Below are 19,401 nucleotides of genomic sequence, written 5' to 3' on the forward strand. Positions count from 1 at the left end.
TCGCCAGCACGCAACAATATGATTCTGATGTCTGTTCGTGCTTTTCGTTGCATCGCCGGGAAATAGCAAACAGTTACCGACCGTTATGTAATCATGGGGTTTAAGGCCCTCCTAGGCGTCGCTATATTGCGCTTAACAATTTTTGATCACTCAATTCAGGGGGCTTATCATGGCCGAGACTCGCAAAACCAAGCTTTTGATTATTGGCTCAGGCCCTGCGGGATATACCGCCGGAGTCTATGGCAGCCGCGCCATGTTGAACCCCATCCTTGTTCAGGGGATTGAACCGGGCGGCCAACTTACCACCACAACCGAAGTCGAAAACTGGCCCGGTGACAGCGAAGTTCAAGGCCCCGACCTGATGATCCGCATGCAAGAGCACGCAGCAGCAATGGGCACCGAGATTATTGGCGACATAATCAACGATCTTGATCTGTCCAGCCGCCCCTTCCACGCCAAGGGCGACAGCGGCACCACTTATATTGCTGATGCCGTGATCCTTGCGACGGGTGCACGGGCGAAATGGTTGGGCCTTGAAACCGAGGAGAAATTCAAAGGTTTCGGCGTATCGGCCTGCGCCACCTGCGACGGTTTCTTCTATCGCAATCAAGAGATTGTGGTCATCGGCGGCGGCAACACCGCTGTCGAAGAGGCGCTGTTCCTAACGAACTTTGCCTCGAAAGTGACACTGATCCACCGCCGCGATGAACTGCGCGCCGAGAAAATCCTGATTGACCGTCTTGAGAAGAACCCGAAAATCGTGCCGATGTGGTTTCATCAGCTTGACGAAGTGTATGGTAGCGACATGCCGCTCGGCGTCGAAGGCGTTAAGGTTAAGAATGTCAAAACCGGCGAGATTACGGACATCCCTGCCAAAGGCGTTTTTGTCGCCATCGGTCACGCCCCCGCCAATGAGTTGGTTAAAGATGTGCTGGAAACCCATATGGGCGGCTATGTCGTCACGAAACCTGACAGCACCGAAACCTCTATCCCCGGTGTTTTTGCCGCAGGCGATCTAACCGACCATAAGTATCGGCAGGCTGTGACCAGCGCCGGGATGGGCTGTATGGCCGCGCTCGAGGCGGAACGCTTCCTCGCCGAGGTCGGCGATGACGAGGGTAAAGACACATCGTTGCCCTTGGGATACGGTGCCGAGGTAAAAGAGGGCGTCTAACTTTCGGGTTGGTGATGGTTTGTTGGGAAACAATTGCTGTTTCGCAACAAAAATCACGTTACTGTCCGTAATTTAACGCAAAAAGCCCGCAAGCCTTGATTAGGCCAAACGCACTGGTCTAAACCCCGGCAAAACAGCCATTTGTACTAATATATTGAGAGACTCATATGCAGACGCCGAACCTAGCACCGATCCCCGAACTTTATGTCTCTTACGATTCGGCGCAAAAGCTGAAGGTGGAAGCGGGCGAATTGGTCAGCCATGACCTGACGCCGCGCCAAATTTGCGATCTTGAGCTGTTGATGAACGGTGGCTTCAACCCGCTTAAGGGTTTCTTGACCGAAGAAGACTATAACGGCGTCGTCGAAAACATGCGTCTGGCAAATGGGTCGCTGTGGCCGATGCCGATCAACTTGGATGTGTCCGACAAATTCGCAGAAGGGCTTGAGATTGGCCAAGACATCGCCCTGCGCGATCAGGAAGGCGTCATTCTTGCCATCATGACCGTCACCGACCGCTGGACGCCGAACAAGGCGAACGAGGCGGAAAAGGTGTTCGGTGCCGATGACAGTGCCCACCCTGCCGTGAACTATCTGCACAACACTGCGGGCAACGTCTATCTGGGCGGTCCGATCACCGGCATCCAGCAGCCTGTTCACTATGATTTCAAGGCGCGTCGCGACACGCCGAACGAGCTGCGCACCTATTTCCGCAAGATGGGCTGGCGCAAGGTTGTGGCGTTCCAAACCCGCAACCCGTTGCACCGCGCGCATCAGGAATTGACGTTCCGCGCCGCGCGCGAAGCACAGGCGAACCTGTTGATCCACCCTGTTGTTGGCCTCACCAAGCCCGGCGATGTCGATCACTTTACCCGCGTGCGCTGCTACGAAGCTGTGCTAAACAAATACCCCGCCGCCACCACCTCGATGAGCCTGCTGAACCTTGCCATGCGCATGGCTGGCCCCCGAGAGGCAGTCTGGCACGGTCTGATCCGCAAGAACCACGGCTGTACGCATTTCATCGTCGGTCGCGATCACGCGGGTCCCGGCAACAACTCGAAAGGCGAAGATTTCTATGGACCCTATGATGCGCAGGACCTGTTCCGCGAGCATCAAGAGGAAATGGGCATCGAAATGGTCGATTTCAAACACATGGTCTGGGTGCAGGAACGCGCCCAATACGAGGCCATTGACGAGATCAAAGACAAAGATGACATCACCATCCTGAACATCTCGGGCACAGAACTGCGCCGCCGCCTGCAAGAGGGGCTTGAGATCCCCGAATGGTTCTCTTTCCCCGAGGTCGTCGAAGAGCTGCGCCGCACCCGTCCGCCGCGGAACAAGCAAGGCTTTACCGTGTTCTTCACCGGTTTCTCAGGCTCGGGCAAATCTACCATCGCAAACGCCTTGATGGTCAAGCTGATGGAGATGGGTGGCCGCCCCGTTACGTTGCTGGATGGTGATATCGTCCGCAAAAACCTGTCGTCTGAGCTGGGCTTTAGCAAAGAACACCGCGACCTGAACATCCGCCGCATCGGCTATGTCGCATCAGAGATCACCAAAAACGGCGGCATTGCGATCTGCGCGCCCATCGCCCCCTACGCCACCACCCGCCGCGCGGTGCGCGAAGACGTCGAATCCTTCGGCGCTTTCGTGGAGATCCACGTCGCCACATCTATCGAGGAATGCGAACGCCGCGACCGCAAAGGGCTGTACAAGCTGGCACGCGAAGGCAAGATCAAGGAATTTACCGGCATCTCAGACCCCTATGATGTGCCCGAGAACCCGGAACTGGCCGTTGAGACGGAAAACGTCGACGTCGACAACTGTGCCCATCAGGTGTTGCTCAAGCTGGAAAGCATGGGGCTGATTAAAGGGTAAGCGTACCGAACTTGGTAGAACTAAAATTCCGAAAGCCAGCCGTTACAGGCTGGCCTTCAACGTTTCTGCGGCACGTCTTTCAAGGTCGGCAAAGGACGCAGCCTGTGATTTCGCCGCACGTAAAGCGGGCACAAGCTGTTCATATTGCTCATCCGATGCAGCCGCGACGGCGCGCTCGAGGTCTTCTTGACTGTCGCAGATGATCATCCCATCCGTATCGATAAAGTCGCCGATATTCGGGCAGCCCCAATAGATCGGCACCGTCTCGCACAGCACGGCATCAACCAGCTTTTCGGTGAAATAATTTGGTTCGCGGATGTTTTCGATCACAACCGAAAACCGGTAAGGGGCCAGCCCGTCGCTTTTTGCCTCAAACGGCGCATAGCCTCTGCCCAGAACCGTTACGTCCAGGCCTTTTCCCTGAACATACTCAACCAAGTTATGGCGCAACAGGTGCCCCTCGTAGTCGCGCTTTCCCGATGCAATCAGTGACATATGTTTGGTTTTGGCGACTGATATATCTTTGTATTCCGGCACCCAAGTTGTTCCGAATGCCAAAAACAACCCGTTTGGAATGCATTCCAAAAGCTCTTGATGAAACGCCAAGACCTTAAAGAAACGTCGATAGGTCCAGCGCAGCCACCGTAAATGGCGCGCGTGAATAATCGCCGGCTCAACAACAAGGGGCGAAATATGCGCCTTTGTCCCTAGGTTGGGCAGAAAATGCATGTTGGTTTTAGGGAAAATGATCAGGTGATCTGTTGCATCCAGTGATGCCACCGTCCCCTGTGCCAGCCGTTCCGGGCGACCCAACGGCCAAACCAGATCGTCCAGATTGCGGTTTGCCAACGCTTTTCCCAATTTGCTGCCATAGGGCAAGACAGCTATCGCAGGTTCAGTCATCGCGGCACCTCAAGATACGTTTCCGCATACCTAACCACAGCATCACAAATAGAAAAGGCCGCGCAGATGCGCGGCCATTCCGTTTGTGTCGTCAGCAATGGGGTTTAGTGTACCATCACCGGCGCATAATCATGGTCGCGGGCCAAGCTAAACGCCAGCTTGCGATCACCGACCAGCGCCAATTGCTGACCTTTTGCATCGTGAACCGCGTAAAGCTGCTCAAGCCCTTCGGCCTGTTCGCGCACTTCAAGGGGCAGGTCCGAGACAGCAATCGTTTTCACGTATACGGTCCGGTCCTTAAGATGCGTTTCTGTATTGTGCATTTTATTCCCCTTTTCTGATTTTAATCGTCTGAACTACTTTTTCCGGCTTCGAACGGCTTAGATCCACATGAAGCAAACCGTTCTCCATCAAGGCTTCGCCGATTTCGACCCCGTCGGCCAACACGAATGACCGTTGGAATTGCCGCGCCGCGATCCCGCGATGCAGGAAAATCCGGTCGTCCGGCCCATCGGTTTGGCGGCCTCGTATCACCAATTGCCGATCTTCGACGGTGATCGACAGATCGTCCTCGGCAAATCCTGCAACCGCAAGCGTGATGCGATAGCTATAATCAGATGTCTGTTCGATGTTGAAAGGGGGATACCCTTCGTTTCCTGCTTTTGCAGTACGCTCCAACACCCGTTCCAGTTGCTCAAAACCCAGCATATGCGGGTACGAAGCTAGTGTTAATTTCGTCATAAGACACGTCCTTAAGTCAAGCGACAGTCAGTCATTGCGGCCCCTATTGCGGCGACCTACCTCCTAAATATGGGGAGCAGACGTGGCATAAGCAAGGGCTATGCCAATGATTGGCTAACGCTTATGTTATAAGACCTGATCAAATGAAGAATCATCTAGCCATATGAATGCCCCAACTGACCTGTCGATGAAAAACGACGACGTCCTGCGCGTCGAGCTTGCTGTTTTCCGCCGTGAACACCGCGATCTTGATGATGAAATCCAAGCGCTTGGCGAAAAGGGGACGGCGGATGCCTTAACGCTGCAACGGCTGAAAAAGCGCAAGCTGCGGCTGAAAGATTTGATCGCCCAGATCGAAGATCGCCTTACACCCGATATTACGGCCTGATCCGATTGCCACCCAACCTATGATGGCTATAGTACGCGCTTCTTAGGCGATCTAGCAAAGGCATATCCAATATGGAAAATCCCCCCGTCGGTATCATCATGGGCTCTCAATCCGATTGGAGCACGATGCGCGAGGCCGCGAACCTGCTGGATGAATTGGGCATTGCCTATGAGGCCAAGATCGTATCCGCCCATCGCACGCCCGACCGGTTGTGGGATTACGGCAAAACGGCCGTAGATCGTGGATTGAAGGTGATCATTGCAGGTGCTGGCGGGGCCGCGCATTTGCCCGGCATGATGGCGTCAAAAACCCGCGTGCCCGTGATCGGCGTTCCGGTTCAGACCAAAGCTTTGTCGGGTGTCGATTCGTTATATTCTATCCTGCAGATGCCACGTGGTTTCCCCGTTGCCACCATGGCAATTGGTGCCGCAGGTGCAGCAAATGCCGCGCTGATGGCCGCTGGTATCCTGGCGCTTGGGGACGATGCGCTGGCCAAACGCCTTGAAGCTTGGCGCGACGCGCTCAGCGCCTCTATCCCGCAGGAGCCTGTTGATGACTGATCCTTTGGCAACCGGTGCGACCATCGGCATTTTGGGCGGCGGCCAACTGGGCCGTATGCTGTCTGTCGCGGCTGCACGACTGGGGTTTCGCACGCATATTTTTGAACCCGGCGCGAACCCGCCCGCAGCGGATGTTGCCCATCAAGTGACCACCGCCGGCTATGATGATATCGACGCGCTCAAGGCCTTTGCCAACGCCGTGGACGTCGTCACATATGAGTTTGAGAATATCCCGACCGAAGCGTTGGATGTGATTGAAACCATCCGCACCATTCACCCCAACCGCGAGGCTTTGCGCACCAGTCAGGATCGCTTGACCGAAAAAACCTTTCTCGAGGGGCTGGGCCTGCGCGTCGCCCCCTTTGCCGACATCGCCAGCCCCGCTGACTTGCACGCGGCGCTTGATACGATCGGCACGCCTTCGATCCTGAAAACCCGCCGCTTTGGCTATGACGGCAAGGGCCAATCGCGGCTGCGCTCTGCCGATGACGCGCAAACGGCGCTTGATGATATGGCAGGCAGCCCTGCGGTTTTGGAAGGGTTCGTCAACTTTACCAGCGAAGTCTCTGTCATCGCGGCCCGCAGTCCATCGGGCGATGTCGCCTGCTTTGATCCCGGTGAAAACGTCCACCGCGATGGTATCCTGCACACGACGACTGTGCCTGCAACGCTGTCTGCATCCCTGCGGATGGATGCGGTCTTGATGGCGGCCAAAATTTTGAATGCGCTTGATTACGTGGGCGTGCTAGGCGTCGAATTATTCGTGACACCCCAGGGGTTTATCGTGAATGAGATCGCCCCGCGCGTGCATAATTCCGGCCACTGGACCCAGAATGGATGCGCCATTGACCAGTTCGAACAGCACATTCGCGCCATCGCGGGCTGGCCCTTGGGCGACGGCAGCCGCTATGCCGACGTGGTCATGGAAAACCTGATCGGTGACGATATGGACCGCGTGCCGGAACTGGCAAAACAGCGTGATACAGCGCTGCACCTATATGGAAAAACGGACGTAAAAGCGGGCCGTAAAATGGGCCACGTCAATATTATCAAGCGGTAAAGCGCAGCGCGATATCGCCCGACATATAGCTGACGCGCCCGCCTGACATCGTCATGGCGACGCGGCGCGTTTTCGCATCCAGCACCACCAGATCGGCCCTTTTGCCAAGGCCCAGATCGCCGCGATCTGCAAGCCCCAGAACGCCAGCGGGTCCGGCGGATACCAACCGCCATGCATCCTGCAAGGGCAGAACGCCGCTGTCGGCCAACATGAAGGCAGCACGTCTGGGCGACGGATAGTGATAGTCCGACGCCAGCGCCGCGCCAATGCCCATTGTGATCAAATCGACCGCAGACACATTGCCATTATGCGACCCGCCACGCACCACATTCGGGGATCCCAGCACCACAAGGTCTTCGGCCTCTGCTGCCGCTTCGGCTGCCTCTAATGTCTCAGGAAACTCCGCCACCTGAACGCCGCGCGCCCGCCAATCAGCACGGCCCTGCGCGGTGGTGTCGTCATGGCTACCCATCTGAATGCCCATAGCGGCCAGCGTGCGGCATAGATCATCCAAGGCAGCAGGCACCGCGTCGCGGTTCCCGTGCAATTCCTGCATCAGTTTTAGATGTGCATCAGGGTTGCGCCCGGCCTTGAGCGCTTGGGCTACCATCCGTTTCGGCGCGCGCCCCTCGGCAAGCCGCCCATGCGGCAGGTGATCGTTAAAGACGATATAAGACAGCCCATATTCCTGCATCAGCGTGGGAATTTCCGCATATAGATCAAGCATATGGGTCTCGAACCGTAACTGCCCGCGCAGATCTGTGACCAACCCAGGTGCCGTTTTGCGCATCGCTTCAAACACCTGTTTGGCGAATTCAGGGCCGCGCAGCCCGCCTTCCCAGCTTACGAACTGGGCCAGCACAGCGGTCGTAATCCCATTGGCCGCCAATTCCGCTTCAGCGGCGACCATCCCTTCGGAGAGTGTCTTCATCGCGCCGCGGCGCGGGGCCAGATGACGCTCGAACCCGTCGCCATGCACATCAACGATACCCGGCAGGATCATATAGCCTGACAAATCAATCTGACGTGGCTGTGCGGCGTCCACAATCACCCCGCCTGATACAGACAAGGGGCGATCCTCAAGACCGCCATCCCCCAGCACCCTCGCCCCGACCAAATCAAGGTTCAACATCATCAACCCCCGGCAAACAGCCCCCTTCGGGACATCCAATTGAATCCAGAACCGCATCGATAAAGGTCAGCGACCGATCAAACTTGCCCGTGTTCAGATAGATCATCGTCTGCGCAATCACCGTCGGGTTCATCATGATAAATGTATGGGTGACCGGCAGCATCAGAAAATCACGCATACCATCGACCCGCGCGGATTTCACCGACACCTTGCCATCATCACGACCCGGCAAGATCGACGAAAAATACGGGTTCAGGGATTGGGTGCCCGCAATCACGCCCAGATCAAATGTGACCGGCGGCAAGCTTCGCGGGAGTGAGTTTTCGCCCGTCCCCATTTGCGCGCCCGCAGGTCCGTTCATCCAGTCAAAGGCCGGAATATTCCCCAAGGCATCGACGACCTCGCTCCCCTGATTGGGCGGGGCCAGCATGACCACACGACCGACCCGCGCATCGCCCACCTCAGACACCCATTGCCGCAGCAAAATACCGCCCATGGAATGGGTCACGAAATCTACCTTGTCGGTGCCACAGGCCGCAACCGCGTCGGGCAACGTGCGACGGGTCAGCTCTTCTACCGGAGCCTCGGTCGACGGATAGCCGGGGCGCACGACCTTGTATCCTTCGCTTTCCAGCGATGCTTCCATGACGGCGAACGATGTTTCGGTGCGTGCCAACCCATGCAACAGCACAACGCAGCGTCCCTCGCCAGCCCGCGCCAGATCAGATTGCGCAGAGACGCAACCGCTGAACCCGAAGAGCAGAATAAAGAGGGCGAGAACGATTTTCATATCTGTGCAGATAGACTGAAATTCCGACATGTGAAATGCTTTGACAGCAGCGATAACGGAAAGAGCGTGAAATGGCGAAAAATGGCCCGCGTCTGGCGGTAAGAGCTGTGATTATGCACGACAGTCGTTTGTTACTGGTTAATGCCTATCCTGACGGCACAAGCGATCTGATGTGCGCACCCGGCGGCGGGGTCGAGGTGGGCGCATCCTTGCCCGACAACTTGGCCCGCGAGGTGTTCGAAGAAACGGGCCTGCGGATTGATGTGGGCGCGCCTTGTCTGGTGAACGAATTCCACGACCCGACACGTGGGTTTCATCAAGTTGATTTCTATTTCCGCTGCACCGTGATCGGATCAACCCAGATCGACCCCGCATGGCAGGACATTGAAAATATCGTGTCGGACAGGCGTTGGGTCACGAAAGGCGAGATGGCGCAGCTTAGGGTGAAACCTGACAGCTTGATCGACGTCGCATTCGGCGATGCCCCGATCAGCTACGACCCGCTTGAGCTGATCGTGCGCTGACCGCCAGCCCGATCCCGCCAAGGACAAGCACGGTCGCCACAATTACCTTGATATCCAGCGGTTCGGCCAAGATCACAGCTCCCGCCAGTATCGCGATCACCGGCACCGAAAGCTGCACAACCGCCGCCGTGGATTGCATCAGTTTCGGCAGTACCGCGTACCACAGCGCATAGCCGAGCCCCGATGTCACTGCGCCGCACAGGATACCGACGGCAAGGCCCGTCGGGGTGTAAAACGTCGGCTGCACCAGCATCAACAGCGCCACAATCGGCGTGCAGATCAGGAAATTTCCAGCGGTGTTCGCCAGCGGATCGGCAGAGCCTTTGCCGATAATCGTATAGGCAGCCCAGCCCAAGCCCGCCGCGATCATCAGCACCGCACCAAGGGTGTCAACCTGCACAGCGGCGCTGGGCCACAAAACCAGCACCAAGCCGGCAAAGGCGACAGCGGCACCGATCATCTTACGCGCCGTAGGCGTGACGCCAAACAGCGCGCCATGGGCGAACATCGCAATTTGCACCACGCCAAACAGGATCAGCGCCCCCAGCCCCGCATCCAGCGTCAGATAGGCCAGCGAAAATCCGATAATATAAACTGCCAAGGTCAGCGCGCCAAAGGCACGTTGACGGTTGAAAAGCTGCACCCGCGCGCCTTGCAGCAGCAGAACAAGACATAGCATCGCAGCCCCGGAAACGACCCGCACCACGGCAAAACCCGTGGGGTCGATATACCCGCCTGCAATGGCAAAGCGTGTCAGGACAGAGTTCGCGGCAAAGGCGATCATCACAAGGGCGGTCAAAAGGAAAATACGCATGACGCCTGCTTAGGCCAGCGACACGGGACGCGCCAACGAAAAAGGGGCGCATCAAAACGATGCGCCCCTTAATTCTGTCAGCGAAGGGTTCGTGAACCCTACGGCGTGATTTACATCATGCCGCCCATGCCGCCCATGCCACCCATATCGGGCATGCCGCCTGCTGCGCCGCCGTCTTTCGACGGACGATCAGCAACCATGGCTTCTGTTGTGATCAACAGGCCAGCAACGGATGCTGCATCTTGCAGCGCGGTGCGGACAACTTTGGCAGGGTCGATAACGCCGAATTTGAACATGTCGCCATATTCTTCGGTTTGGGCGTTAAAGCCGAACTTCAGGTCGTCGCTTTCGCGGATTTTGCCGGCCACTACGGAACCGTCAACACCAGCGTTTTCAGCGATCTGACGCAGCGGTGCTTCCAGTGCTTTGCGCACGATAGCAATACCAACGTTCTGATCGGCGTTGTCGCCTGTCAGACCTTCAAGCTTTTTACCGGCTTGAACCAAAGCAACACCACCACCGACAACGATACCTTCTTGAACAGCGGCACGTGTCGCGTTCAATGCATCGTCAACGCGGTCTTTGCGCTCTTTCACTTCGATTTCGGACATGCCGCCAACGCGGATCACAGCAACACCGCCGGCCAGTTTGGCAACGCGCTCTTGCAGTTTTTCACGGTCGTAATCGGAAGTGGTTTCTTCGATCTGGTTACGGATCTGAGCAACACGTGCTTCGATCTCGGCCTTTTCGCCAGCGCCATCAACGATTGTTGTTTCGTCTTTGGTGATGGTTACTTTCTTGGCGGAACCCAGCATGTCCATTGTAACGGACTCAAGCTTCATGCCCAGATCTTCGGAGATCACTTGACCGCCTGTCAGGATTGCAAGGTCTTGCAACATGGCTTTGCGACGATCGCCGAAACCAGGTGCTTTGACCGCTGCGATTTTCAGACCGCCGCGCAGTTTGTTCACAACGAGTGTTGCAAGCGCTTCGCCTTCAACATCTTCCGAGATGATCAACAGTGGCTTTTGCGACTGGATGACCTGCTCGAGCAGAGGAACCATTGGCTGCAGCGACGAAAGTTTCTTTTCGTGCAACAGGATGATCGCGTCTTCCAGCTCGACAGTCATTTTGTCGGAGTTGGTGACGAAGTAAGGGGACAGGTAACCGCGGTCGAACTGCATGCCTTCAACAACATCGGTTTCTGTTTCCAGACCTTTGTTTTCTTCGACAGTGATAACGCCTTCGTTGCCGACTTTTTGCATCGCATCAGCGATCTGACGACCGATTTCCGATTCGCCGTTGGCAGAGATCGTACCAACTTGAGCAACTTCGTCGCTGTCGTTGACAGGGCGTGCTGCTGCTTTGATCGCTTCGACGACTTTCAATGTCGCCATGTCGATGCCGCGCTTCAGGTCCATCGGGTTCATGCCAGCGGCAACCGATTTCATGCCTTCTTTAACGATGGCTTGGGCCAGAACAGTCGCGGTTGTTGTACCGTCGCCTGCTTCGTCATTGGTCCGGGAAGCAACTTCCTTGACCATTTGTGCGCCCATGTTCTCGAACTTGTCTTCCAGTTCGATTTCTTTGGCTACGGATACACCGTCTTTGGTGATGCGCGGTGCGCCAAAGGATTTGTCCAGAACCACGTTACGGCCTTTTGGGCCCAGCGTGACTTTTACCGCGTCGGCAAGGATGTTCACACCCTTGAGCATACGGTTACGGGCGTCGGTCCCGAATTTTACGTCTTTAGCAGACATAGTGTCTTCTCCTAAATTCTTGTTTTGATGTCAGCGTCATGTGAGGGGTCAGAAATGACCCGTCTGCCCTAGGATCAGGACAGAATCCCCATGATGTCGCTTTCTTTCATCATCAGAAGCTCTTCACCGTCGAGCGTGACTTCGGTGCCGGACCATTTGCCGAACAGAACTTTGTCACCGGCTTTTACAGCCATCTCGATCAGTTCACCGCTGTCTTTGCGTGCGCCTTCGCCGCAAGCAACGATTTCGCCTTCAGCAGGCTTTTCTTTTGCGGAATCAGGGATGATCAAGCCACCCTTGGTTTTTTCTTCGCTTTCGGTGCGACGCACCAACACGCGGTCGTGAAGCGGTTTTAATGCCATCTTTCAGCTCCTTAAGGCTCAAAGTTATTCTCCCAAGCCACGTTCCCCCGTTCGAGGAAGTGGCCATTAGCACTCAGTAGCCTTGAGTGCTAACGATGTTTAGCTAAGGATGTCCCCTGTCCTAGTCAACCATTGTGTTGTGAAAAATTGTAACGGGTCGGATCGAACGGCCATTATCAGCCGGACCCCAGAACACGGCCGCTGGTCGCAACGGCCTCTGCCCCCTCGGGCGAAATGCCATAGATGCCTTTTTCGACCTTTTCAAACCAGCCATAGTGGTTGTCGCGCATCATGGCTGTTGCGCGCTTCACCTCGGTCTCGCGGGCGACGTCTGACCCTTTACTGGCACCGACTTCGAACAGGTATATCGCCAGCTTTAACGCGTCTTGCCGGTATGCCGTGATCAACCCGACACGGGTTTGCCCGCCGTCATTCGGATCACCCTGCCGCCGAGCGAACTCCCGCAACAGCGACGCCTTGCGCTTGGCGTTTTTGCGCGGCGCATAAGGCCCCGGATCGCAATGCACCGACACCAGCCCATCCGACAACCGCACCGTCATCAGCCCAAGCCCCAACCGCCGCGCCAACACGGTATTGGCCTTGACCGCTTTGTAGAACGGCTTGCCGGGTTTATGCGCGACGGCCAGATACACATCGTCGCTGACCTTGAGCCGTTCAACACATTGATGAAACAGCGCCAGTGAAAACCCCAGCTTCAGCTCTACCACCACCGGCGGCTCTTCGCCCCGGATCGCCACCACATCGGCGGCACCAACTTCGGCTTTCACCACATATCCCTGATCCTCAAGAAAGGATTTCACAGGCGGGTAAAGATCGGTTTCGCGCGGGGTGCTCATGATGCTATTGCTAGCAGTATTCCATTGGTGCTGAGAACCCCCAAGACGGTGCAGATGCTCAAGGTGGTGACAAGTGCACGACCTGCCCCTATAAGGCGCGAAAATCCAACCCTCCCCTTTGCAGGACACCGCATATGACAACGCTCGTTTTTGGCCATAAATCCCCCGACACCGACAGCACCGGCAGCCCGATCATCTGGGCGTGGTACCTAAACGAGGTCGCAGGCGTCGATGCCGCCCCTGCCCTGCTGGGCGAACCAAACACCGAAGCGCTGTTCATGCTGGACCACTGGAAGCTGGAAAAGCCACAGATCATTTCGGGCGTCGAAGCCGACCAACCCGTCGTGATCGTAGACACCAACAACCCAGCCGAGCTGCCCGACAACATCAATGACGCGGACATCAAGGCGATCATCGACCACCACAAACTGGTGGGCGGGCTTGAGACCAAAGGCCCGATCAGCATCACGATGGAGCCGTTGGCCTGTACCGCCACGATCATGTACAAGCTAATCGGCGACGACATCGCGCGGATGCCCACAAACATCAAAGGCGCGATGCTGACTTGCATCCTGTCCGACACGCTGGAATTCCGCAGCCCGACCACAACGCAGGAAGACAAGGCAATCGCCCATGCGCTGGCCAAAGATCTGGGCATCGACATCGCAGAATACGCGGCACAGATGTTTGCCGCGAAATCTGACGTTTCGTCCTTTTCCGAGGCTGAATTGCTGCGGATGGACAGCAAGGAATACGAAGTTGGCGGCAAGCAGTTCCGCGTTTCGGTTCTGGAAACCACGTCGCCCAAGACTGTGCTGGACCGCAAAGATGCGCTAATGGCGGCAATGCCCGGCGTGGCCACCCAAGACGGTGCCGATCAGGTGTTGCTGTTCGTGGTCGATATCCTGAACGAGGAAGCCACAATGCTGATCCCGAACGAGCTGACAAAAGCCGTGGCCGAGAAAAGCTTTGGCGCGACGGTCACCGGCGACACGGTCGTTCTGCCCGGCATCATGAGCCGCAAAAAGCAGATCATCCCGAACCTTAAGGTCTGATATCCAAGACAATCTAACGAGCTAAACGCAAAAGGCCCCTTCGGATCGAAGGGGCCTTTTGTTTGTTTAGCGCTGGTACAGCGCCGTGATTAGACCTTGAGTGGTGTATCGCCACGGGTCCATGCGAGGGGTTTAAACACCTCATCAACGGGCGTTTGTGCAACGTGGTTGACGTAGTTCGACATGGTTTTCTGCGCCATCCCCAGAATAACGTCCAGCACCGCACGATGACCATAACCCGCATCAAAGAACGCCTGCATTTGCGCGTCGGTCACATTGCCACGTTCACGGAACATCTGCACCGTAAAGGTGCGCAGCGCCTCAAGCTTGGGCGTGGGCAGCGGTGTTTCATTGCGCAGCGCCTCGGAAATCTCCTCGGACACTTTCATCATCTTTGCGATGCCAGTGTGGGCCGGCACGCAGTAGTGGCATTCGTTCTCGACGTTAATCGCCTGCCAGACAACGGTCAGTTCCTCGGCATCGAAATCGGTTTCGGTGAACAGCTTGTGCAGCACCTGATAGCCTTCATAGGCCTGCGGGCTTTCGGCCAGAACCTTGTGCAGGCCGGGCAAACGGCCAAACGCCTTTTGCGATTGTTCCAACAGCGGTTTGGACGCTTCGGGGGCGGAATCAAGATCGTGGGAAGGGAAAGTCATTTTACGGCATCCTTTAATTTATGTCGGTTATGTCCATTTAGGCTTTATTGAGCGATCACTCAAGTATATAATTGAGTGATCATTCAAAATTAGGTGATTTGATGCCACGCAAACCAAACTATGACCGCAACGACCTTATCGACCGCGCCCGCGATCTGTTTTGGCAGCGCGGATGGGCGGGCACGTCCCTCAAGGATCTAGAAGCGTCACTGAAAATGAAACCCGGCAGCTTTTACGCGGCGTTCGGATCAAAGGATGCCCTGTTCGCGCTGGCTTTGAATAAATATGCCTCGGATGGGACCGAACGCCTGAAACAACTCGCCCAGGAATACGGACCCCTTGAGGCGCTACAGCGTTTTCCGGCCATGGCCATCGGCAACGAAAAAGCCCCGGCCAAGGCCTGTATGCTGTCAAAAACCCTGCTTGAGCTTCAGGCGCATAATCACCCCCTCGCTCAAGAGGCGAACCAGCATTTGTTAAAGATGGAGCAGCTTTTCGCGGAGTTGTTTGAACAGGCCCAAGCCGCTGGCGACATTAGCGCGGCACGTGATCCGCGCAGTTTGGCGCGCAGGTATCAATCCGACGTTTTGGGTTTGCGCGTTTCCGCGGAACGCGACGGCGTGGATGCCAACGCTATCGCAACCGAGATCGCGGATAATCTGGCGACACTCTGACCCCAAGGGCCGCACATCTTGTTGCCCCGCCTTGGTATGTATGCTTTCTGCGGTAAAAATACATTGCAGATCGGAACGCCCCAAATGACCCAGATCATCAACAACCTCTTCGAAATCTCGGACCGCTACGAGGCGCTGTTTGTCGATCTGTGGGGCTGCGTGCATGACGGGGTCAAAGCGCTGCCAGACGCCGTTGCAGCGCTTCAGGCCTATCGAAAGGGTGGCGGCAAGGTGATTTTGGTCACAAACTCCCCCCGGCCCCGCGCCAGTGTGGAAAAGCAGATGACCGAATTTGGCGTCCCTCAAGACGCATGGGATGACATCGCCACCTCGGGCGATTCTGCACGCGCAGCGATGTACCGTGGCACCGTGGGCAATAATATCTGGCACCTTGGGCCACCACAGGACAAACATTTCTTTGATCCCATCGCCATTCTCGAAAACCCCGTGACGATTAACAAAGTCCCGCTTGAAGAGGCCGAAGGAATCGTTTGCACGGGGCCCTTTGACCCGATGGAAGACCCCAGCGTGCTCCGCCCACAGCTGCTATTCGCCAAGCAAAAGGGCTTGAAGCTGCTTTGCGCGAACCCTGATATCGTGGTGGACCGGGGTGATGTCCGCGAATGGTGCGCCGGCGCTGTTGCTGCACTTTATACCGAAATGGGCGGCGAGAGCCTGTATTTCGGCAAGCCCCATCCGCCCATCTATGATCTGGCGCGGCGCAGGCTGTTCACCGTGGCTGGCGATATTTCCGACAAGGATATTCTGGCCATTGGCGATGGTGCCCAAACCGACGTCAAAGGGGCGATGGGCGAAGATATCGATTCGCTTTTCATCTCGGGCGGTTTGGCTGCAACCGAGACGAAAACCACAACCCAACCCGATCCTGAAGCGTTGGCCAGCTATTTGGAAAAAGAAATGTCATCGCCGACCTATACCATCGGGCACCTGCGCTAAGCCATTTTTCGCTTGCTTTTCTGCGCCTGCAAAGTAATTAAGTGTCTCAAACGCCCTTGGGCGCGTCACTTTATTACTTGAAGGGTGTAGCATGTTGGATAACCTTCCGCGCGGAACGATCTGTATCGAAGACATCGAAATGGGCATGTCCCGCTACCTGCAAAAGGTCGTGACGGACGAAGATATCGAAATGTTCGCGCAGATTTCCACCGATCGGAACCCGGTGCATCTGGATGACGACTACGCCCAAGACACGATCTTTGAGGGGCGTATCGCCCACGGAATGCTGACCGCCGGCCTGATCTCGGCCGTGATTGGTGAACAACTGCCCGGTCATGGCACGGTTTACATGGGCCAGTCGCTGAAGTTTCTGGCCCCCGTGCGCCCCGGTGACATGGTATATGCCGAGGTCAAGGTGATCGACATTGATGTCGCCAAGCGTCGGGTCAGGCTGGACTGCCATTGTGCCGTCGAGGGCAAGAAGGTTCTGGTAGGCGAAGCAACAGTTCTGGCACCCTCGCGCAAATTCGACTGATCGCGACCAAGGTCGTTTACGGACCGTTTTGCAAATTCTGCGCCGGGCGGGGGCCAGCCCCCGCACCCCCGGGATATTTTTGAGCCAGAGAAGCAGGGCCGCCGCTTGTCAGTCAGGTCAGACGGGGCTACGACCTTGGCCATGGATATCATTCGAGATTATCAATTTGTAAGCGCGTCTGATCGCGGGGCCTCGGCGGCGATCGGGAATTTTGACGGCGTACATCTGGGGCATCGGTCTGTGATTGACCTTGCCCGTGATGCCTGCCCCGATGCCCCCTTGGGCGTTGTCACGTTCGAGCCGCATCCGCGCGAGTTTTTCGCCGCCTCTGCCCCGCCCTTTCGCCTGATGGGTGCCGAAGCGCGGGCGCATCAGTTGGAAAAGCTTGGGGTGAAAAAGCTGTATGAGTTGCAGTTTGACGCCGCCCTATCGGCGCTAAGCCCGCGCGGCTTTGCCAAGGATGTTTTGGTCGATGGGTTGGGCTTGCGTCATGTCGTGGTAGGTGCCGATTTTTGCTTTGGCAAGAAACGTGCCGGCACCGCCGAGATGCTGAGTGATTTCGGGGCCGAGATGGGGTTTGGCGTGACCGTCGCCCCGTTGATGGCAAAGGGCGAAAGCACCGTGTCATCGACGGCAATTCGCACTGCGTTGTCAAACGGGAAACCCCGTGAGGCCGCCGCCATGCTGGGCCATTGGCACCGTGTCGAAGGCCCGATCTTGCACGGCGAAAAGCGGGGGCGCGAATTGGGCTACCCGACCGCGAATATGTCAATCGACGGGCTGCACCCGCCTGCCTTTGGCGTCTATGCCGTGTTGGTCGATGTGCTGGAAGGGCCGCAAGCCGGGCGCTATCATGGTGTGGCCAGCCTTGGGGTGCGCCCGATGTTTGGCGAAAACAAAGCCAACCTTGAGACGTTCATCTTTGATTTTTCGGGTGATTTATATGGCAAGCATGTCTCTGTCGCCTTGGTTGAACATTTACGCGGTGAAGAAAAATTTGACGGGCTTGATGCGCTGATCACACAGATGGATGCCGACAGTGCCCAGGCCCGTGCCATTTTGGCCGCGCTATGACCGATCCGATTGCCGCCAAAGGGTTGGCCAAACGGTTTTGGGAGAAGAAGCCACTTGCCAAGATGTCCCCCACCGAATGGGAGGCGCTGTGTGATGGCTGCGGCAAATGCTGCCTGAACAAACTGGAGGACGAGGACACGCAAGAGGTCGCTTTGACTCGCGTGGCCTGCCGGTTGCTGGACGATTCCACCTGCCGCTGCACCCATTATGAAAACCGCCATCAGTTTGTGCCCGATTGCATCGTGCTTAAGCCTGAAAATCTGGATACTCATGCCTATTGGATGCCGCTGACCTGCGCCTATCGCCTGCTGTGGCAGGGCAAGCCCTTGTATGATTGGCATCCGCTGATTTCCGGCGATCCGGACAGCGTGCATACCGCCGGTATTTCGGTGCAATATGATACTGTTTCAGAATTCGACACCCCGTTCGAGGAATGGGAAGATCACATTATTGAGGAGCCGACCTGATGTTTTTTGCCTCTGACAACGCAGGCCCCGTTCACCCGCAGATCATGGCGCGGCTGGCGCAAGCCAACGAGGGGCACGCGATGCCCTATGGCAAGGATGCGATCATGGACGAGGTACGCGATGCCATCCGCACCGCGTTTGAGGCCCCTCAGGCAGAGGTATATCTGGTCGCCACCGGCACGGCTGCCAATGCGCTGGCGCTGGCCTGCTATACCCAGCCGTGGCAGACGATTTTCTGTTCAACGACATCCCACATCAACGAAGACGAATGTAATGCGCCCGAGTTCTATGCCGGAGCGGCAAAGCTGACCGTAATCGACACAGACGACAAAATGACGCCGGACGCCTTGCGCCGCGCCATTGAGAAACACCCCGACGGCAATGTGCACGGCGCGCAGCGCGGGCCGGTGTCGATCACCCAAGTGACCGAACGCGGGTCGGTGCATACGCTGGACGAAATCCGTGCGCTAACGGCCGTGGCAAAAGACTATGACCTGCCCGTGCATCTGGATGGGGCACGCTTTGCCAACGCGCTGGTGTCCTTGGGCTGCACACCAGCGGAAATGACCTGGAAAGCGGGCGTTGACGTTGTCAGCTTTGGCGGCACCAAGAATGGCTGCATGGGGGTCGAGGCGGTGGTCTTCTTTGATCCCACCAAAGCGTGGGAATTCGAATTGCGCCGCAAACGCGGGGCGCATCTGTTTTCCAAGCACCGTTATCTGTCGGCGCAAATGGCGGGCTATCTGCAGGATGATTTGTGGATGAAGATGGCACAGCAGGCCAACGACAACGCGGCGCATCTTGTCGCCGGGCTGCGCGCGGCGGGGGCAATGTTCCTGCACCAGCCCGACGCCAATATGGTTTTCGCCAGCTGGCCGCGCCGCATTCATCAAAAGCTGCATGACGCAGGGGCCAAATACTACATCTGGAACGGGTCGCTCGAAGGCGATGATCCCGAAGAATTCCTTGGCGCGCGGCTGGTCTGCGACTGGTCAATCGGCAAACCTGCGATCGACCAGTTTCTTTCGCATTTCTAAC

Annotated in this window: 23 protein-coding genes; 13 read left to right on the forward strand and 10 right to left on the reverse strand. The window is 56.7% G+C overall.

Annotated elements, in window-relative coordinates; genetic code table 11:
* The first annotated feature begins 169 nt into the window (after positions 1–169).
* Positions 170–1,174, forward strand: a complete 1,005-nt coding sequence (gene trxB / locus WNY39_RS06665; RefSeq protein ID WP_342844840.1) for a thioredoxin-disulfide reductase — start codon at positions 170–172, stop codon at positions 1,172–1,174.
* Positions 1,175–1,341: 167 nt separating this feature from the next.
* A complete protein-coding gene (locus WNY39_RS06670; protein WP_342844841.1) occupies positions 1,342–3,054 on the forward strand; it encodes a bifunctional sulfate adenylyltransferase/adenylylsulfate kinase in 1,713 nt (570 codons plus the stop codon).
* 42 nt (positions 3,055–3,096) lie between these two features.
* Here the strand turns inward: WNY39_RS06670 and WNY39_RS06675 are convergent, their stop codons facing one another.
* The 3 genes from WNY39_RS06675 to WNY39_RS06685 all read right to left on the reverse strand — a co-directional run bounded on the left by WNY39_RS06675 (position 3,097) and on the right by WNY39_RS06685 (position 4,698).
* On the reverse strand, positions 3,097–3,957 hold the full coding sequence (locus WNY39_RS06675) for a glycosyltransferase family 10 (protein ID WP_342844842.1): 861 nt from the start codon (positions 3,955–3,957) through the stop codon (positions 3,097–3,099).
* 104 nt (positions 3,958–4,061) lie between these two features.
* Complete coding sequence (locus tag WNY39_RS06680; protein WP_219579607.1) at positions 4,062–4,280, reverse strand: DUF1150 family protein; 219 nt, start codon at positions 4,278–4,280, stop codon at positions 4,062–4,064.
* A gap of 1 nt (position 4,281) precedes the next feature.
* A complete protein-coding gene (locus tag WNY39_RS06685; protein WP_341233966.1) occupies positions 4,282–4,698 on the reverse strand; it encodes an Hsp20 family protein in 417 nt (138 codons plus the stop codon).
* A 163-nt stretch (positions 4,699–4,861) separates the two neighbouring features.
* Here WNY39_RS06685 and WNY39_RS06690 point away from each other — a divergent pair, with 163 nt between their 5' ends.
* The 3 genes from WNY39_RS06690 to WNY39_RS06700 all read left to right on the forward strand — a co-directional run bounded on the left by WNY39_RS06690 (position 4,862) and on the right by WNY39_RS06700 (position 6,706).
* Positions 4,862–5,086, forward strand: a complete 225-nt coding sequence (locus WNY39_RS06690; protein WP_342844843.1) for a DUF465 domain-containing protein — start codon at positions 4,862–4,864, stop codon at positions 5,084–5,086.
* A 71-nt stretch (positions 5,087–5,157) separates the two neighbouring features.
* A complete protein-coding gene (gene purE, locus WNY39_RS06695) occupies positions 5,158–5,646 on the forward strand; it encodes a 5-(carboxyamino)imidazole ribonucleotide mutase (protein WP_342844844.1) in 489 nt (162 codons plus the stop codon).
* A complete protein-coding gene (locus WNY39_RS06700) occupies positions 5,639–6,706 on the forward strand; it encodes a 5-(carboxyamino)imidazole ribonucleotide synthase (RefSeq protein WP_342844845.1) in 1,068 nt (355 codons plus the stop codon). The genes purE and WNY39_RS06700 overlap by 8 nt, the downstream gene beginning before the upstream one ends.
* Here WNY39_RS06700 and WNY39_RS06705 read toward each other — a convergent pair.
* The gene (locus tag WNY39_RS06705; protein ID WP_342844846.1) at positions 6,696–7,838 is read right to left on the reverse strand and encodes an alpha-D-ribose 1-methylphosphonate 5-triphosphate diphosphatase; all 1,143 of its coding nucleotides are present in this window, start codon (positions 7,836–7,838) and stop codon (positions 6,696–6,698) included. The two genes, WNY39_RS06700 and WNY39_RS06705, sit on opposite strands and share 11 nt — an antisense overlap.
* Positions 7,825–8,628, reverse strand: coding sequence for an alpha/beta fold hydrolase (locus tag WNY39_RS06710; RefSeq protein WP_342844958.1), 804 nt, complete (start codon positions 8,626–8,628; stop codon positions 7,825–7,827). Before WNY39_RS06710 ends, WNY39_RS06705 begins: the two co-directional genes overlap by 14 nt.
* A 71-nt stretch (positions 8,629–8,699) precedes the next feature.
* Between WNY39_RS06710 and WNY39_RS06715 the strand changes: the two genes are divergently transcribed.
* On the forward strand, positions 8,700–9,152 hold the full coding sequence (locus WNY39_RS06715; protein ID WP_342844847.1) for an NUDIX hydrolase: 453 nt from the start codon (positions 8,700–8,702) through the stop codon (positions 9,150–9,152).
* On the opposite strand, the gene WNY39_RS06720 is transcribed toward WNY39_RS06715, so the two are convergent.
* The 4 genes from WNY39_RS06720 to WNY39_RS06735 form a co-directional block, all read right to left on the reverse strand.
* The gene (locus tag WNY39_RS06720) at positions 9,118–9,966 is read right to left on the reverse strand and encodes a DMT family transporter (protein ID WP_342844848.1); all 849 of its coding nucleotides are present in this window, start codon (positions 9,964–9,966) and stop codon (positions 9,118–9,120) included. The genes WNY39_RS06715 and WNY39_RS06720 overlap by 35 nt on opposite strands.
* 110 nt (positions 9,967–10,076) lie before the next feature.
* The gene (groL, locus tag WNY39_RS06725) at positions 10,077–11,726 is read right to left on the reverse strand and encodes a chaperonin GroEL (RefSeq protein WP_341233959.1); all 1,650 of its coding nucleotides are present in this window, start codon (positions 11,724–11,726) and stop codon (positions 10,077–10,079) included.
* Between the two features lie 74 nt (positions 11,727–11,800).
* Positions 11,801–12,088: a co-chaperone GroES gene (locus WNY39_RS06730; RefSeq protein WP_093915555.1), complete on the reverse strand. Its 288-nt coding sequence runs from the start codon at positions 12,086–12,088 to the stop codon at positions 11,801–11,803.
* 176 nt (positions 12,089–12,264) lie between these two features.
* A complete protein-coding gene (locus WNY39_RS06735; RefSeq protein WP_342844849.1) occupies positions 12,265–12,945 on the reverse strand; it encodes a DUF2161 family putative PD-(D/E)XK-type phosphodiesterase in 681 nt (226 codons plus the stop codon).
* A gap of 134 nt (positions 12,946–13,079) precedes the next feature.
* Here WNY39_RS06735 and WNY39_RS06740 point away from each other — a divergent pair, with 134 nt between their 5' ends.
* Entirely contained in the window at positions 13,080–14,000 is a 921-nt protein-coding gene (locus WNY39_RS06740) for a manganese-dependent inorganic pyrophosphatase (protein WP_342844850.1), read from the forward strand.
* Between the two features lie 89 nt (positions 14,001–14,089).
* Here WNY39_RS06740 and WNY39_RS06745 read toward each other — a convergent pair whose 3' ends face one another.
* Positions 14,090–14,656 (reverse strand): carboxymuconolactone decarboxylase family protein, encoded by a 567-nt coding sequence (locus WNY39_RS06745; RefSeq protein ID WP_342844851.1) that lies wholly within the window; start codon positions 14,654–14,656, stop codon positions 14,090–14,092.
* 101 nt (positions 14,657–14,757) lie between these two features.
* On the opposite strand from WNY39_RS06745, the gene WNY39_RS06750 reads away from it, so the two are divergent.
* From WNY39_RS06750 to WNY39_RS06775, 6 genes are all read left to right on the forward strand, one after another.
* On the forward strand, positions 14,758–15,330 hold the full coding sequence (locus WNY39_RS06750; protein WP_342844852.1) for a TetR/AcrR family transcriptional regulator: 573 nt from the start codon (positions 14,758–14,760) through the stop codon (positions 15,328–15,330).
* A gap of 84 nt (positions 15,331–15,414) precedes the next feature.
* Positions 15,415–16,287 carry a TIGR01459 family HAD-type hydrolase gene (locus WNY39_RS06755; RefSeq protein ID WP_342844853.1) on the forward strand — a complete coding sequence of 291 codons (873 nt, stop codon included), beginning with the start codon at positions 15,415–15,417 and terminating at the stop codon, positions 16,285–16,287.
* 91 nt (positions 16,288–16,378) lie between these two features.
* Entirely contained in the window at positions 16,379–16,822 is a 444-nt protein-coding gene (locus tag WNY39_RS06760; RefSeq protein ID WP_341233953.1) for a MaoC family dehydratase, read from the forward strand.
* 141 nt (positions 16,823–16,963) lie between these two features.
* On the forward strand, positions 16,964–17,896 hold the full coding sequence (locus WNY39_RS06765; protein ID WP_342844854.1) for a bifunctional riboflavin kinase/FAD synthetase: 933 nt from the start codon (positions 16,964–16,966) through the stop codon (positions 17,894–17,896).
* On the forward strand, positions 17,893–18,363 hold the full coding sequence (locus WNY39_RS06770; RefSeq protein ID WP_342844855.1) for a YcgN family cysteine cluster protein: 471 nt from the start codon (positions 17,893–17,895) through the stop codon (positions 18,361–18,363). The genes WNY39_RS06765 and WNY39_RS06770 overlap by 4 nt, the downstream gene beginning before the upstream one ends.
* Entirely contained in the window at positions 18,363–19,400 is a 1,038-nt protein-coding gene (locus WNY39_RS06775; protein ID WP_342844856.1) for a beta-eliminating lyase-related protein, read from the forward strand. The genes WNY39_RS06770 and WNY39_RS06775 overlap by 1 nt, the downstream gene beginning before the upstream one ends.
* The last annotated feature ends 1 nt before the right edge of the window (position 19,401 follow it).

Source organism: Sulfitobacter sp. AS59, assembly GCF_038899995.1.
Taxonomy (GTDB): Bacteria; Pseudomonadota; Alphaproteobacteria; order Rhodobacterales; family Rhodobacteraceae; genus Sulfitobacter.

Coding starts and splice junctions, on each gene's coding strand:
- trxB (WP_342844840.1), top strand. CDS start 170: ATGGCCGAGACTCGCAAAACCAAGCTTTTGATTATTGGCTCAGGCCCT.
- WNY39_RS06670 (WP_342844841.1), top strand. CDS start 1,342: ATGCAGACGCCGAACCTAGCACCGATCCCCGAACTTTATGTCTCTTAC.
- WNY39_RS06675 (WP_342844842.1), bottom strand. CDS start 3,957: ATGACTGAACCTGCGATAGCTGTCTTGCCCTATGGCAGCAAATTGGGA.
- WNY39_RS06680 (WP_219579607.1), bottom strand. CDS start 4,280: ATGCACAATACAGAAACGCATCTTAAGGACCGGACCGTATACGTGAAA.
- WNY39_RS06685 (WP_341233966.1), bottom strand. CDS start 4,698: ATGACGAAATTAACACTAGCTTCGTACCCGCATATGCTGGGTTTTGAG.
- WNY39_RS06690 (WP_342844843.1), top strand. CDS start 4,862: ATGAATGCCCCAACTGACCTGTCGATGAAAAACGACGACGTCCTGCGC.
- purE (WP_342844844.1), top strand. CDS start 5,158: ATGGAAAATCCCCCCGTCGGTATCATCATGGGCTCTCAATCCGATTGG.
- WNY39_RS06700 (WP_342844845.1), top strand. CDS start 5,639: ATGACTGATCCTTTGGCAACCGGTGCGACCATCGGCATTTTGGGCGGC.
- WNY39_RS06705 (WP_342844846.1), bottom strand. CDS start 7,838: ATGTTGAACCTTGATTTGGTCGGGGCGAGGGTGCTGGGGGATGGCGGT.
- WNY39_RS06710 (WP_342844958.1), bottom strand. CDS start 8,628: ATGAAAATCGTTCTCGCCCTCTTTATTCTGCTCTTCGGGTTCAGCGGT.
- WNY39_RS06715 (WP_342844847.1), top strand. CDS start 8,700: ATGGCGAAAAATGGCCCGCGTCTGGCGGTAAGAGCTGTGATTATGCAC.
- WNY39_RS06720 (WP_342844848.1), bottom strand. CDS start 9,966: ATGCGTATTTTCCTTTTGACCGCCCTTGTGATGATCGCCTTTGCCGCG.
- groL (WP_341233959.1), bottom strand. CDS start 11,726: ATGTCTGCTAAAGACGTAAAATTCGGGACCGACGCCCGTAACCGTATG.
- WNY39_RS06730 (WP_093915555.1), bottom strand. CDS start 12,088: ATGGCATTAAAACCGCTTCACGACCGCGTGTTGGTGCGTCGCACCGAA.
- WNY39_RS06735 (WP_342844849.1), bottom strand. CDS start 12,945: ATGAGCACCCCGCGCGAAACCGATCTTTACCCGCCTGTGAAATCCTTT.
- WNY39_RS06740 (WP_342844850.1), top strand. CDS start 13,080: ATGACAACGCTCGTTTTTGGCCATAAATCCCCCGACACCGACAGCACC.
- WNY39_RS06745 (WP_342844851.1), bottom strand. CDS start 14,656: ATGACTTTCCCTTCCCACGATCTTGATTCCGCCCCCGAAGCGTCCAAA.
- WNY39_RS06750 (WP_342844852.1), top strand. CDS start 14,758: ATGCCACGCAAACCAAACTATGACCGCAACGACCTTATCGACCGCGCC.
- WNY39_RS06755 (WP_342844853.1), top strand. CDS start 15,415: ATGACCCAGATCATCAACAACCTCTTCGAAATCTCGGACCGCTACGAG.
- WNY39_RS06760 (WP_341233953.1), top strand. CDS start 16,379: ATGTTGGATAACCTTCCGCGCGGAACGATCTGTATCGAAGACATCGAA.
- WNY39_RS06765 (WP_342844854.1), top strand. CDS start 16,964: ATGGATATCATTCGAGATTATCAATTTGTAAGCGCGTCTGATCGCGGG.
- WNY39_RS06770 (WP_342844855.1), top strand. CDS start 17,893: ATGACCGATCCGATTGCCGCCAAAGGGTTGGCCAAACGGTTTTGGGAG.
- WNY39_RS06775 (WP_342844856.1), top strand. CDS start 18,363: ATGTTTTTTGCCTCTGACAACGCAGGCCCCGTTCACCCGCAGATCATG.